13 protein-coding genes, 1 other RNA gene and 1 pseudogene are annotated in these 14,333 nt (G+C 44.3%); 1 reads left to right on the top strand and 14 read right to left on the bottom strand.

Translation table 11 applies throughout. The annotated features are described in order from the left end of the window. Nucleotides 1-8: 8 nt before the first annotated feature. Nucleotides 9-122, top strand: a pseudogene (locus tag C1X04_RS18870) (hypothetical protein); the annotation flags it as partial. 44 nt (nucleotides 123-166) lie between these two features. On the opposite strand, the gene rnpB reads toward C1X04_RS18870, so the two are convergent. The 14 genes from rnpB to tsaE form a co-directional block, all read right to left on the bottom strand. Next, nucleotides 167-515, bottom strand: an RNA gene (gene rnpB / locus C1X04_RS07455) — RNase P RNA component class A. 86 nt (nucleotides 516-601) lie between these two features. Next, nucleotides 602-1,909: a HAMP domain-containing sensor histidine kinase gene (locus C1X04_RS07450; protein ID WP_137169563.1), complete on the bottom strand. Its 1,308-nt coding sequence runs from the start codon at nucleotides 1,907-1,909 to the stop codon at nucleotides 602-604. Nucleotides 1,910-1,915: 6 nt separating this feature from the next. Beyond that, entirely contained in the window at nucleotides 1,916-2,614 is a 699-nt protein-coding gene (locus tag C1X04_RS07445; RefSeq protein WP_110571898.1) for a response regulator transcription factor, read from the bottom strand. Between the two features lie 205 nt (nucleotides 2,615-2,819). Beyond that, nucleotides 2,820-4,118 carry an adenylosuccinate synthase gene (locus C1X04_RS07440; RefSeq protein ID WP_137170744.1) on the bottom strand — a complete coding sequence of 433 codons (1,299 nt, stop codon included), beginning with the start codon at nucleotides 4,116-4,118 and terminating at the stop codon, nucleotides 2,820-2,822. A 38-nt stretch (nucleotides 4,119-4,156) separates the two neighbouring features. Continuing rightward, a complete protein-coding gene (locus C1X04_RS07435) occupies nucleotides 4,157-5,335 on the bottom strand; it encodes an ATP phosphoribosyltransferase regulatory subunit (protein ID WP_110571897.1) in 1,179 nt (392 codons plus the stop codon). A gap of 12 nt (nucleotides 5,336-5,347) precedes the next feature. Then, a complete protein-coding gene (locus tag C1X04_RS07430) occupies nucleotides 5,348-5,545 on the bottom strand; it encodes a DUF2065 domain-containing protein (protein WP_110571896.1) in 198 nt (65 codons plus the stop codon). A 115-nt stretch (nucleotides 5,546-5,660) separates the two neighbouring features. Beyond that, nucleotides 5,661-6,542 (bottom strand): protease modulator HflC, encoded by an 882-nt coding sequence (hflC, locus tag C1X04_RS07425; protein ID WP_110571895.1) that lies wholly within the window; start codon nucleotides 6,540-6,542, stop codon nucleotides 5,661-5,663. Next, nucleotides 6,542-7,786 (bottom strand): FtsH protease activity modulator HflK, encoded by a 1,245-nt coding sequence (gene hflK, locus C1X04_RS07420; protein WP_110571894.1) that lies wholly within the window; start codon nucleotides 7,784-7,786, stop codon nucleotides 6,542-6,544. The genes hflC and hflK overlap by 1 nt, the downstream gene beginning before the upstream one ends. A 39-nt stretch (nucleotides 7,787-7,825) precedes the next feature. Beyond that, a complete protein-coding gene (hflX, locus tag C1X04_RS07415; protein ID WP_110571893.1) occupies nucleotides 7,826-9,115 on the bottom strand; it encodes a ribosome rescue GTPase HflX in 1,290 nt (429 codons plus the stop codon). Between the two features lie 35 nt (nucleotides 9,116-9,150). Then, nucleotides 9,151-9,396, bottom strand: a complete 246-nt coding sequence (gene hfq, locus C1X04_RS07410; protein WP_110571892.1) for an RNA chaperone Hfq — start codon at nucleotides 9,394-9,396, stop codon at nucleotides 9,151-9,153. A gap of 89 nt (nucleotides 9,397-9,485) precedes the next feature. Then, the gene (miaA, locus tag C1X04_RS07405; protein WP_137169562.1) at nucleotides 9,486-10,418 is read right to left on the bottom strand and encodes a tRNA (adenosine(37)-N6)-dimethylallyltransferase MiaA; all 933 of its coding nucleotides are present in this window, start codon (nucleotides 10,416-10,418) and stop codon (nucleotides 9,486-9,488) included. Nucleotide 10,419: 1 nt separating this feature from the next. Continuing rightward, complete coding sequence (gene mutL / locus C1X04_RS07400) at nucleotides 10,420-12,351, bottom strand: DNA mismatch repair endonuclease MutL (protein ID WP_137169561.1); 1,932 nt, start codon at nucleotides 12,349-12,351, stop codon at nucleotides 10,420-10,422. A gap of 59 nt (nucleotides 12,352-12,410) precedes the next feature. Then, nucleotides 12,411-13,739, bottom strand: coding sequence for an N-acetylmuramoyl-L-alanine amidase (locus C1X04_RS07395; protein ID WP_110571889.1), 1,329 nt, complete (start codon nucleotides 13,737-13,739; stop codon nucleotides 12,411-12,413). 86 nt (nucleotides 13,740-13,825) lie between these two features. After that, nucleotides 13,826-14,296: a tRNA (adenosine(37)-N6)-threonylcarbamoyltransferase complex ATPase subunit type 1 TsaE gene (tsaE, locus tag C1X04_RS07390; RefSeq protein ID WP_110571888.1), complete on the bottom strand. Its 471-nt coding sequence runs from the start codon at nucleotides 14,294-14,296 to the stop codon at nucleotides 13,826-13,828. Nucleotides 14,297-14,333 lie beyond the last annotated feature (37 nt).

Raw genomic sequence — 14,333 nt, 5'->3', positions numbered from 1 at the left:
ACAAAAAAGCCGCCAAAAAAGGCGGCCACAAAAGTCTAGGCTTAAGAACAATCACGAAAAAAATAAAAGGGAAAACAACAACTTCTTTTGAAAGCAGATCTACGAAAAAAGCAAAGGTGTACAAAGAATATCGCTCAAGCGACAAAGGAATAAAAAAGAAGGGAAATGTGCAAGTTGGCCGATAAGCCGGGTTCTGTCGTGGACAGTCATTCATCTAATACGTACATCACTGCACGTCTTTAGCAACCTACCCGAACTCAGCGCGGGTCACGCCAAAGAGTTCCTATTTGGTCTTGCTTCAAGTGGGGTTTACCTTGCCACGAACTGTTGCCAGTCGCGCGGTGCGCTCTTACCGCACCATTTCAACCTTACCGGCAGTAAACTGCTTAGGCGGTATATTTTCTGCTGCACTTTCCGTAGGCTCACGCCCCCCAGGCGTTACCTGGCACTTTACCCTGCGAAGCCCGGACTTTCCTCCCCCCAATAAATTGAGCGGCGACTGCCTAGCCAACTTGCGACGCGCATATTACTTATCTACGCAGGTAATAACAAGCGCTTTCTTGCCAACAGAAAATTTTATTCGATTTTAAAATATTACAGATTAAGCAACAGGCAACTGAAAACACACCTCCAAGCCACCTTCTTCTCGGTTTTTTGCCGTTATCTGCCCTTTATGAGCCCGAATTATTCGCTGAGATATAGTAAGCCCAACACCAAAGCCACCGCTATTAGCCTCTCGCGCTTCAGAGGATCGATAAAAGGCATGGAAAATCTTCTCTAATTTATCATCAGATACACCGGGGCCGTTATCGCGTACATATATGTAAGCCATCCCAGCCTTTTCACTCGTTTCGACCTCAATCACACCGCCACACCCTGCATAAAAGCAGGCATTACGAAGCACGTTTTCAATAGCATGTCGTAACTGAAGCGGATCACCCAATATGGTTTTAGGCGCTCGCCCCAATCGCGTAACAGTAATTCCTTTAAGCTGACTCTCAAAACTAACATCAGCCACAATGTCATCGAGCCACTGACGTAGATTCATTTCTTCTTTGATCAAAGAAGCCGCCTCAAGTCGACTCAACGTAAGAACCTGACCAATCAATTCATCCAGCTCATGCAGTTCCGTGCGAATCCTAGATAAATAGCCTTTTTGAGCTTCTAAACCATATTTATCCTCAGCGATGGTCAAAGCCACTTCAATTCGAGCCAATGGCGTTCTAAGTTCATGAGACACATCACGCATCAAGCGCTCTTTAGAGGATAAGAGCGTCTCAATTCGCACCGCCATTTCATTAAACTCACGCGCCAACTTACCAACAGCATCACTCCGTCGAGCCAACTTATTCTCGACCCTTGCCGTCATATCCCCTTGACCAAATGAGCGAGCAACTCGCTGCAACTTAAGCAAAGGACCTAACAACCAATAAGCCAACACACCACTCGAAACCAACAAGCCTAACAATGAAAATCCAACCACAGCCTCTGGTGCAAGCGAGTTAATTTCAGGGCTTGGTTTAAATATCAGCAAATACTGGACATTATTCCCACCTATCACCTGAATAAACTGGCTGTGCAAAAAGTCCGCCGAAGGACGACCTGTTGCATCAGGCGTGTTTTGCTCCCTAAAGTTACGAGGCAATGGCTTTAATAGAGGACGACCATTTTCCTGATATAAATAAATCGTACCAGACAGCCGCTTCTCAGCTTTTTCGGTTTCCTCTTGCAAGGAGTCTATACCGAACTTTTCATACCCAGCCACCAACTGAACACCCACATCTCCGAGCAAGTCAGCTGATACCTGATTGCGTTTTTGAATAAATTGGACCATCCCTAGACCAATACTGACAACAACAATGTTTGACAGCAGTACAACCAAAAACACGCGCAGAAAAGTATTTTTCATGAAAAACTAAGCACCTTGCTCATTCGATACAAATATATAACCAACACCTCGTACTGTTTTAATCCGAGGATCACCATTTTCTAAATTACCAATTTTTTTACGCAAATTACTAATATGCATATCTAAACTGCGATCATACATAGTTAATTTACGACCTAAAGCTTTTTCTGAAAGCTCCTGCTTAGTCAACACCTGACCTGGCGCCATTAACATACACTCAAGCAGTGTATATTCAGACGTCGTCAACTCAACCAACTCACCATTCAAATAAACCGTACGATCCTTACGACGTAGCAACACACCAGAAAGCTCAATGTCAGCAGTAGGATCATCTTCACGTTCTTGGCTTGCACGACGCATAATAGCCTTGATACGTGCTAGCAACTCACGCGGGTTAAACGGCTTAGACAAATAATCATCCGCACCCATTTCCAAACCAAGAATACGATCAATATCATCACCCTTGGCAGTCAACATAATAACCGGCACCGCACTCTTATTACGGATTTGCTTTAACGTTTCAAACCCATCTAACTCAGGCATCATAACATCAAGAATAACAATATCCGGCATATTCACAGCCATAAGCTCCAACGCCTCTCTGCCATTCCAAGCATGAGTGACATCATAACCCTCACCATCAAAGTACTCTTTAATCAAATCCGATAAACGAGCATCATCATCAGCAAGCAATAACTTAACCATAAATATTCCTCTTCATTTTACTATTCAAACAGCAAATACGCTGCCCTAATTCCAATTGTAAATATTACATCAGCCCCCAACAAACACCGCCCCCTCTTTTCACTCTATTTACAAAGAATGCTAATAAGATGAACTTAGCGAGTTAAAAATACAAAAAAAGCCGCTAAAAAAGCAGCTTTTTAATCAACCCATTAAACAAATCAAACTATTGCTTAAAAGGATCGCGAAGAACAATTGTTTCGTTACGATCTGGGCCAGTCGAAATAATATCTACTGGAACACCAACTTGCTCTTCAAGGAAGCGAATATAATCTTGCGCATTCTTAGGCAAAGCATCGAAATTTGGCGCACCAACTGTTGATTCTGTCCAGCCTGGCAACTCAACATATACTGGCTTAGCGTTTTCATAACCCTCACTGTCAACTAAAGACCCAGCCACTGGGTTACCATCAGCATCAGCGTAAGACACACAAACCTTAATCACTTCAGAACCATCAAGAACATCCAGTTTCGTCAAACACATACCTGAAACCGAGTTAATCTGAACAGCGTGACGCAAGGCAACAGCATCAAACCAACCACAACGACGAGAACGACCTGTTGTAGCACCAAACTCATGACCACGACGACCCAAACGCTCACCGTCTTCATCGAACAATTCAGTAGGGAAAGGACCTGAACCTACACGCGTAGTATAAGCCTTGGTAATACCAAGCACGTAATCCAAGTATAACGGACCAAAACCCGTACCGGCTGGAGCACCGCCAGCTGTTGTATTTGAAGACGTTACATAAGGATAAGTACCGTGGTCAACATCCAACAATGAACCTTGCGCACCTTCGAACATGATGTTCGCACCGGCTTTACGCAAGTCATGCAACAAAGTAATAGTGTCTGCCACCATTGGACGCAAGAAATCAGCCATTTCCAAGCCCGCAGCATAAACCTCATCAAATGAGATTGGATCTACTTTATGGTATTCAGTCAGTACGAAGTTGTAATACTCAAGCACTTCTTTCAGCTTAGCAGCAAAACGTTCAGAGTCTAACAAGTCTCCAACACGGATCGCACGACGAGCAACCTTATCTTCATAAGCTGGCCCGATACCACGACCGGTTGTACCAATTTTCTTCTCGCCTTTTGCAAGCTCACGAGCTTGGTCAATAGCAATATGATAAGGAAGAATTAATGGACAAGCCGCACTGATTTTCAAACGATCAACCGCTGGCACACCTTGCTCAAGAAGCTCAAGAACTTCTGTTTTTAAGGCAGCAGGAGACAACACAACACCGTTACCAATAATACACTGAACACCTACACGCAAAATACCAGAAGGGATCAAGTGCAAAACGGTCTTTTTGCCATCGATAACCAATGTATGGCCAGCATTATGACCACCTTGAAAACGCACAACAGCTGCAACGTCCTCAGTAAGAAGGTCTACAACCTTACCCTTACCTTCATCACCCCATTGAGTGCCTAGAATAACAACATTTTTACCCATAATTTCAGGTCTCATTTAGATAGTTCTTAAAGAAAATTCTAGCTCTGAATCGGCATCAACTGCCAAGTCTCATCAACAAATTCCAACTTAAAGTCCGCATCTCCAGCGTAGACATCATCCAAGACCTCTATCACTCGATACCCTTCACTTCGTAAGGAGTTTGCTTTCTGCCAAAGCGCATCGCTTGAGCAAATTGGCGACAGAACCGTTTTTGGCTTATTCACCACAACATCAGTTAAAGCAACCAAGGCTTTCACATCCGTACTAAAACCCGTAGCTGGGCGTGAACGACCAAACACTTGTCCAATATTGTTATAGCGTCCGCCTCGAGCAATGGCATTACCATGACCAGGAACATAAGCCGCAAAAACAACACCAGTATGGTAGCTATAGGAAACCAAATCGCTTAGATCGAAATGAAGACCTACATTAGGAAAACGCTGACAAATTGAATCACTCACTTTTTGAAGCAAAACAATGGCCTCACGAATAGATTCATTCACATTCCCCAACAAATCCATCGCACGTTTCAATACCTCTTTGCCGCCACACAAACGCGGCAAACCAACTAACCACTGCTGCTGGTCTGCACTCAAGCCATCAAGACTTTCCACGTAGCGGTCAAGTTCAGGCAAATCTTTTGCCTTATATAATTCAATCAACTTACTTTCTTGATCTGCATTAAGATCGCAAGCAGCAAGAACGCCACTCACCACATCAACATGCCCGAGATCAAGAACAAGATTAGACAAACCGGCTGTAGATAAGGTTTGCAACATCAAGGATAAAACCTCAACATCACTTTCTACGCCGCCATGACCATAAATTTCTGCCCCTAATTGTATGGGGCTACGTGTGCCATCTAGGCCAGCCGGCATGGTTCTTAAAACACTGCCGCAATAACTCAAACGTTGCACCCCATCATCTTTAAGACAATGAGCATCAATACGAGCAACTTGAGATGTAAAATCGGCACGAATACCCAAAAGTCGACCTGACAACTGATCAATTACTTTAAAGGTTTCAATTTCTAGGTCTGAGCCTGCTCCCGTTAGAAGGGAATCCAGATACTCTAATAGAGGAGGTATTACTAAGTGATATCCCCAGCTCTCATGGAGATTAAGCAGAGTTCTTCTAAGGTGCTCGATCTTAGCCGCCTGTTCAGGCAACGCTTCATCAACGCCCTCAGGAAGTAACCAGCGATCTGCTAATGTCATTAAATTGTCCTCTTAGCTTCGAGTCAGCAAAAGAAGCATTAATCCAAGAAACATACTAACCGCGCCCAGAATACGTAAATTTAAATCTGAGCTCGCGATAGCTTTCACCATTATCTCCCGCCAAACATTCGGAACTAAAAACGGCAAAAAGCCCTCAGCGATCAATAAAAGGCTGACGCCAACCAGCAGCGACTGCAACAATTCCTGCATAGATTCTCTTTATTTTGACCATTAAAAAACCGGGCTTGGCCCGGTTTGTGTAATAGTACCATGTTTCCCATTTTAACAAATAGGTCTCATGCACGATTATTGATGAATATCTACTCTATTTAGAACCACTGCTAGTAGAGCTATTCAAATATTTGAAGAATTCACTATCAGGCTCAAGCACGAACAAATCATTGCTACCACTAAAGCTTTCACGATAGGCCTGAAGGCTACGATAAAACTCGTAAAACTCAGGATCCTGCTTATAGACTTTAGAGTAAATAGCGGCTGCTTTAGCGTCACCATCACCACGAATCATTTCAGCATCACGCTGTGCTTCTGCTTCTAAAACGACTTGTTGACGATCTGCATCTGCTCGAATACCTTCAGCTAACTCCAAACCTTTCGATCTGTGATCACGAGCTTCACGCTCACGCTCAGTTCTCATTCGCTGATAAACAGACTCACTAACATCTGGCGGTAAATCAATTCGCTTAACTCGGATATCAACAATTGAAATACCCAATTCATTTTGAGCGACCTGATTTAGCTCATCACGCAAACCTGTCATCAACTGGTCACGTTCACCAGAAACAACTTCGTGCATAGTACGCTCACCGAATTTATTTCGAAGTCCCGTATCAACACGAGAAGACAAAACGCGATTCGCCACAAACTCATCACCAGACGTTGCTTGGTAATATTTAGCTACAGAGTCTATCTTCCATTTAACGTAAGAATCCACAACAACAGCCTTCTTCTCTAGCGTTAAGTAACGCTGAGGACGAGAGTCCATTGTCAAAATTCGAGCATCAAACTTTTTGACTTCGTTCATAATCGGAAGCTTAAAGTGAAGGCCAGGCTGAACATCATCCTGAACAATTTCACCAAACTTAAGAACAACCGCACGCTCTGTTTCACTCACCACAAAAAGTGTTTGTGAAGCAACTAGCACACCGAGAAGAGCAACAAATAAAACGGAAAAAGAAAAGCCTCTCATTAGTTTCTGCCCTCTCTACGAATTGTTGCACTTTGACGTTTACGAATCTCTTCAAGAACTTGGTCAGTCAACATTCCAACATTGCTAGAATTCAAAGACCCAGACCCCTTAGACGACTCTGCACGCTGCTTCATTAACTGATCCAAAGGCAAATACATCATGTTATTTCCACCTTCAGTATCCACAACAACCTTATTCACATCTTTATAGACGGATTCCATTGTCTCAATATACAAACGGCGACGAGTAACGTCTGGCGCTTTCGTATATTCTCGATACAGTCTATCAAAACGATCAGCCTGACCACTTGCTCGAGCAACAATCTCAGAACGGTAAGCTTCAGCTTCCTCTCTGATACGCTGCGCACGACCACGTGCTTCAGGAATAATACCATTTGCGTAAGACTCCGCTTCATTACGGACTCTTAGCTCATCTTCTTTCGCCTTAATAACGTCATCAAACGCTTCCTGCACCTGAGTTGGTGCTTGCGTATTTTCAACGTTAACTTTCGAAATCAAAACACCAGTACCATAAGCATTGCTGTAGTCTTGGATACGAGCCTTAACCTCTGACGCTAACAACTCACGACCTTCCGTTAAGATTTGATCCATTTCAGAGCTACCCACAACATGGCGCAAAGCACTTTCTGTTGCCTGAGCCAAAGACTCTTCAGGATTACGAACATTCAGCAAAAAGTTCTTTGGATCTTGAACCGAATACTGAACAGAAACACCAACCTCAACAATGGCATCATCCACCGTCAACATAAGTGCTTTATGGTCATGGGAACGAACTTTCGTCACATTAACCTTACTAACAGTATCAATCATCGGAGGATTCCAATGCAGACCTGGCATAACTGTAGAGTGATATTTACCTAGACGAAGCACTACGCCTCGTTCTTGCTGATCCACTTGGTAAATGCCCGTAGCTGCCCAAAGAGCAAGCAGAGCAATCAGCGCAATAGCGATTAAACCACCACCGATTTTGCCCGAAAAATTAGAGCCACCACCATTAGAACCACCAGATTTACGGGACTTTTTAACGCCTAGCATCCCCATCAATTTCTGGAAAGCCTCATCCAAATCTGGAGGACCTTGTTCATTCCCACTAGGCTTGCGGCCCCATGGGTCATTGTTGGTTTCCTTTTCACGATCTCCATCTGGGCGTCCAGCACCATTATTACGGTTTTTATCTGGATTCCATGGGTCATTGTCGTTATTACCCGGTTCATTCCAGGCCATACTACATCTCCACTTTATTTTAATGATAATCCTGACAGCTTACACAGCTTCAATCTGATCCTCAGACATGCCAGCGCGAGCCAAAATTTGCAAATAATCTTTTTTAGGCAACTTAACATCAAGGACAAATCGGCCCATCTCATCAAAGCGCTCCGATTTCACTGCCCCATGCTCAAACAGCATAGCTCTTAATCGACCATACTTGTTCGACAAGTAAAGAGTTTCATTAAAAACGTCTTCCGCTAAAAGCTCTGCAATTGCCTGCTTAAGCAAATCAATACCTTGACCATCACGAGCAGACAACCAAACTCTTAAAGGGTTCCCGTCCGAATCACGATCTATTCGAGGCTCTGCGGTAGGCAAAGCATCTATTTTATTAAACACCTTAAGCGTTGGCACTTCATTAGCACCAATCTCTTCTAGCACAGAATCCACATGCTTCATATTCTCTTCGCGAGAAATATCGGCAGCATCAACAACATGCAAAAGCAAATCAGCCTCTGAAGACTCTTTCAATGTCGCCTGAAACGCTTTAATTAATCGGTGCGGCAACTGACGGATGAAACCAACCGTATCAGCCAAGACAATCGAACCAACCTGCTCAATATCTAAACGACGCAGTGTCGGATCCAATGTGGCAAACAACTGATCAGCCGCATAAACCTCTGACCCCGTCGCCCGATTAAACAAGGTTGACTTACCTGCGTTGGTATAACCAACCAGCGAGACCGTTGGCACTGAAGATCGATCACGGGATCGGCGGTTTTGATCTCGCTGAGACCCCACTTTGGCCAATCTCTTTTGAATCGCTTTAATGCGCTCTCTTAATAATCGACGGTCAGTCTCAAGCTGAGTTTCACCTGGACCACGCATACCTATACCGCCCTTCTGGCGTTCTAAGTGCGTCCAACCACGAATAAGACGAGTAGACATGTGCTGCAACTGCGCTAGCTCAACCTGCAATTTACCCTCATGGGTACGTGCACGCTGCGCAAATATATCAAGTATCAGTCCTGTGCGATCAAGCACACGACACTGCAATACACTTTCTAAGTTACGCTCTTGGGAAGGAGACAAAGCATGATCGAAAAGAACCACTTGAGCTTCTTCTCGATCAACAATGTCTTTTATTTCTGCTAGTTTACCGGTGCCAATAAAGTACCGGGCATCAGGACGCTGACGCGACCCTGATACAACAGCAACAGGATCGGCGCCAGCAGAAATAGCAAGCTCCACAAACTCTTCCGGCCCATAAGACTCATTTTGCTCATGAAAATCTATATGAACCAATACAGCTATTTCACCACTATCTGGACGTTCAAAAAACAATCTAGTATTCCTCTGTTCGCCTTGTTACAGACAAACTATTCAGCTTCATCTTCCGGCTGATCAGGAGACGGAACGCGAATTGTACGGGAAGGTACAACTGTAGAAATGGCATGTTTGTAAACCATTTGGCTAACAGTATTTTTCAATAGAATCACAAACTGATCGAATGATTCGATTTGACCTTGAAGTTTAATTCCATTTACAAGAAAGATAGATACTGGCACTCTTTCTTTACGTAGAATATTTAGATAAGGGTCTTGTAATGATTGCCCTTTTGACATTGTGATCTCCTTAAACAAGCAAAAAATATTAAATTAAATATTGATAAAACAATACTGTAGATACTACACCAAATTTTTACCGATTTCCCCTATATAATCCTGCTTTCTATGTAATTCAAGGCTTCCGGCACAAGATCTTTCGACAAACTATCGAAAATCATCAGATCCTCCCAGCCCCTTAACCAAGTAAGCTGCCTTTTTGCCAACTGACGAGACGCAACCACTCCTTTAAAGATAGCATCATCTAGCAAATCAGCACCGTCTAAATATTGCCATAGCTGTCGATATCCGACACAGCGCATAGATGGCATATCAATAGACAAGTCACCGCGGCGGTACAAACCTTCTACTTCAGCCAAAAAACCTTGGTCCATCATCTCATAAAAGCGCTGCTCTATTCGCTCATGCAAGACACTTCGCTCTTTCGGCATCACGGCCATATTAATCATATCAAATGGCAAAGACACCGTTTCTTGCTGCGCCCAAAACTGAGTCATAGTCTTACCCGTCAAACGATACACTTCAATAGCACGCTGCAATCTTTGAGGGTCATTAGGGTGAATACGAGAAGCGGCTTCTGGGTCAAACCTCTGCAACTCTTCATGCAAAGCCCCCCAACCTTTCTCTAAAGCCTCAGCCTCAATCAAAGCGCGCAACTCAGCGTCGGCTTGCGGCATTTCAGCCAAACCTTTTTGCAGCGCATTGAAATACATCATAGTGCCGCCTACCAAAAGCGGCGTTTTACCTTTCGCAATAATCTCTTGTGACTGCTCAACCGCATCCAAAACAAAATCGGCCGCAGAATAAGATTCAAGCGGATCAATAATATCAATTAGCCTATGAGGAGCCCTTGCAAGCAACGCAGCATCCGGTTTGGCCGTGCCGATATCCATCCCCTTATAAACCAGAGCGGAGTCCACACTAATAATTTCAAAATCGTGGTGCTCAGCCAACTCAACGGCCAGCCCTGTTTTCCCAGAAGCCGTCGGCCCCATCAAACAAACAACATGTGGCTTCGTCATATTAACGCCCTCTCAAGAAAAGTTTATCCAAGTCAGACATTGTCAAATGCGCCCAAGTTGGTCGGCCATGGTTACACTGTCCACTTCGCTCAGTCACCTCCATATCTCGGAGAAGACTGTTCATTTCAGCAATAGTCAACTTACGATTAGCACGCACCGCACCATGACAAGCCATGGAAGCCATCAGCTCATTCGCCCTAGACTCCATCAAGTCAGACACCCCATTGATCGATAAATCACTTATAACATCGCGCACCAATCCTTCAACGTCCCCTCGAATCAGTATAATAGGAACTTCTCGAACCATGACACTTTCTAATCCCGTTCTTTCTACTCGAAAGCCGAACGACTCAAACACATTGCCACTTTCTTCTACCAAATCGGCTTCACTTTGCGATACAGACACATTGATCGGCACCAATAGCGGCTGAGACGATATGTTTTTTTGATAAAAAGCCGTCTTCATGCGCTCATACACTATTCGCTCATGTGCTGCGTGCATGTCGACTAAAATCAACCCTTGTTCACTCTCGGAAAGAATATAAACCCCATGCAACTGAGCCACCGCAAAACCTAAAGGCGGCACAGCTTGATAATCAGCATCTGATCTCGCAAAAGGGTCGCCAGATTGCCCTAGAGAGCTTGGTGGAGCAACTTCTCTCACCTCACCCGTCTCAGGATCAACCTCCTCCGTCGCAGATACATATTCCTGAGCATAACCAGACAGCCGACGCATACCATCAAGCTGACCACGCACCTCTGAAGAACCCAAAGAACCAGAAGGCGAACGAGATTGCATCCACTCCATGCCAGACGCCGCAGGACGATTCGATAGCTGCAAAGCGGACTGCTCTGTAATATTTGAGCCGTATGAAGACGGTTCACTGGCGGCTGAATCCTGCATACCCGTTGGCGCCCCATCCGATTCAGGACGCACATCAGCGATAGCCTTATGAATTCGACTAAACAAGAAATCATGCACCAAACGCCCATCCCGAAACCGCACTTCATGCTTTGTTGGATGTACGTTTACGTCTACTGTAGAAGGGTCTAACTCAAGATATAAAACAAACGTTGGATGACGGCCATTATATAAAACATCACGATAAGCCTGACGAACGGCGTGGGCGACCAATTTATCTTTAACCACCCGACCATTTACAAAGAAGTATTGCAAATCCGCTTGGGAACGAGAAAATGTGGGCAAACCAATCCAGCCCCACAAACGCAAGCCAGCCGCTTCCACATCGAGCGTCAACGAATTCTCTATAAATTTCTTACCCAGCAAAGTGGCCAATCTATGCTCAGCGTGGAGCTGATCTGTCACTGGGCGAAGATCATATACCTGCTTACCATTATGACTTAAGCGAAAACCTGTTTCATAGCGACTCAGCGCCAAACGCTTCACCACCTCTTCTAGGTGGGCAAATTCGGTTTTTTCAGTACGCAGGAATTTACGACGAGCTGGCGTATTAAAGAATAAGTCCCGCACATCGATCGTCGTACCTTGAGGATGAGAAGCGGGACGAATTGCCGTCGCCATATCTTTGCCTTCTGCCTCTACACGCCATGCTTCTTCTTCATTTTCGGCCTGAGAGGTAAGGTGCATTCTTGACACAGAGCTAATACTGGCTAGCGCTTCACCACGAAAACCCAGCGTACAGACAGCTTCTAAATCATCTAAAGTAATTATTTTACTTGTTGCGTGTCGGCTTAACGCTAAAGACAAATCATCTTTCATGATTCCAGTGCCGTTATCACGGATCTTTATGCGCCTAACGCCACCTTGCTCGACATCGATATCAAGCTGAGTGGCCCCAGCATCAAGACTGTTTTCAAGCAACTCTTTCACAACGGAGGCTGGTCGCTCAACCACCTCTCCCGCTGCGATTTGGTTAGCTAAACGCGGAGATAAAAGATTAATTCTTTTCATGAACGACCTTTGATTTCTGAGCTCTTTAGTTCAACACAAGAGCATAAGACAATTAGATTCTAGCCGGCAGGTATAACAAGCTTTTGACCAATCCAAATAACATCGTTACTTAGATTGTTTGCTTGCCTTAAAGTAGGTAAAGACACCTGATTGCGTCTAGCAATTTCAGACAAAGTATCACCTTTACTAACGGTATACACATAATCAGAATGTTTCTTTTGCTTCCAAGCCACTAAGGTTCCATCTGGTGCATTCTTGGTAAAGTATTCGATGACACCTTTAGAAATAGAATCAGCCAACTTTACGCGATATGTTCTGCTCGATAAATTCTTGGCTTCCGTCTTGTTTGATACAAAGCCAGTTTCAATCAAAATAGACGGAATATCTGGTGATTTTAGCACCACAAAGCCTGCTTGCTGCACGCTGCCTTTATGTAAGACAGCCACATTTTTCATCTCACCGAGAACACTTTCACCAATATTCAGACTCATCTGAATCGTCGAATTCATTGACATATCAAGCAAGACCTCAGCAAGCAACTGATCTTTGTCATCCAAAGAAATGCCACCCACCAAATCGGCGGAGTTTTCTTGTTGCGCCAGCCAGCGACCCATTTCAGAACTTTTACCACTCAATGACAGAGCCCACACCGAAGCCCCGCGAGCACTCGATTTTGTAAAAGCATCCGCATGCACGGAAATCATCAAATCAGCATTAGCTTCACGCGCCACACGAGAACGGTCACGCAATTGAAGATAGGTATCAGTTGATCGCGTCAACACAGCCTTAAAGCCATCAACCGCATTTATTCGTCGAGCCAGTTCCTTACTAATCGACAACACTATGTCTTTTTCACGAACATTGTACTGCCCCAAAGCACCCGGATCCTTTCCACCGTGCCCAGGATCGATCGCAATAACGATATCACGCTTTTCTTTGGATAAATTCGCTAAGCTTTTTACAACCGTCACCGGTTTGCTGACGCCATACTCAAGCTCAACCAATATTCTCGGGCCATAAGTACCATTTGCCGCCAACACAGTACTCTTCGCTTTTGCCTTTTGAGCCAAATCCAACACGAAGCGAACACCATTGTCTCGCTTAGCGTAACGAACTCGCATCAAAACATCAGAAGACAAAGCCGACAAGCCATTAACCACAGAGGTATTTAAGTCGACGTTACTCACATCGAGCACTATTCGCTCTGGGTTGGAAAGAGGAAATATACGATGCTCCGAAGCATCAGATAGCTCAAAAACTAAACGTGTCACACCCTCTTGCTGAGCGACACGAATGTCTCTCACTTCTGCAGCAAAGGCATTTGCCGCAGTTAAGGAGACAATAAAAGAGAAAAAAACAAATAAATAAGTACGAAATTTAGTATGCATATCAGACAGCTAGCTAGTATATCTGACACACTATAACTGCTGATTACATGGATCTCAATCTTACTTAGAGTAAAGACGTCTATACATCAAGACGTTATGACATTTTGCAGCGTATTTATAGCCGCCAAACCTTTTTCAGTAACGCCTTCTATCACCACATGGCGACCCTGACGAATCAAGCTCAATGAAACAATCAAATCTGCCTCAGGCAAAATACCACGCCCCATTTCAGCCCATTCAATTAAACACAAAGCGCCATCCGAGAAATAATCACGAATCCCTATAAATTCAAGCTCTTCCGCATCTGAAACGCGATAAAGGTCAAAATGAAATGCTTCAAGGCCGGATAACTCATAGGGCTCAACAATCGTATAAGTAGGACTTTTAACTGGCCCCAAATGACCTAAGCCACGCAACATACCTCTAACAAGCGTGGTTTTACCCATACCAAGGTCTCCCTCTAGATACACAACCGCGCCCGCTTTTAAAGCCAAGGAAACAGCCCCGCCTAGACTTTCCATCGACTCTTCACCGTAAACATCTTTCTCTATTTGCATCACTTACCAATCCTTCTCTACTCAAAAAGAGCAAACA

The sequence above is a fragment of the Marinomonas sp. FW-1 genome, from assembly GCF_005222245.1.
In the GTDB taxonomy this organism is placed as follows: Bacteria; Pseudomonadota; Gammaproteobacteria; order Pseudomonadales; family Marinomonadaceae; genus Marinomonas; species Marinomonas alcarazii.
The sequence above is the reverse complement of the archived record's forward strand: the minus strand, read 5'-3'. Positions and strand labels throughout refer to the sequence as shown.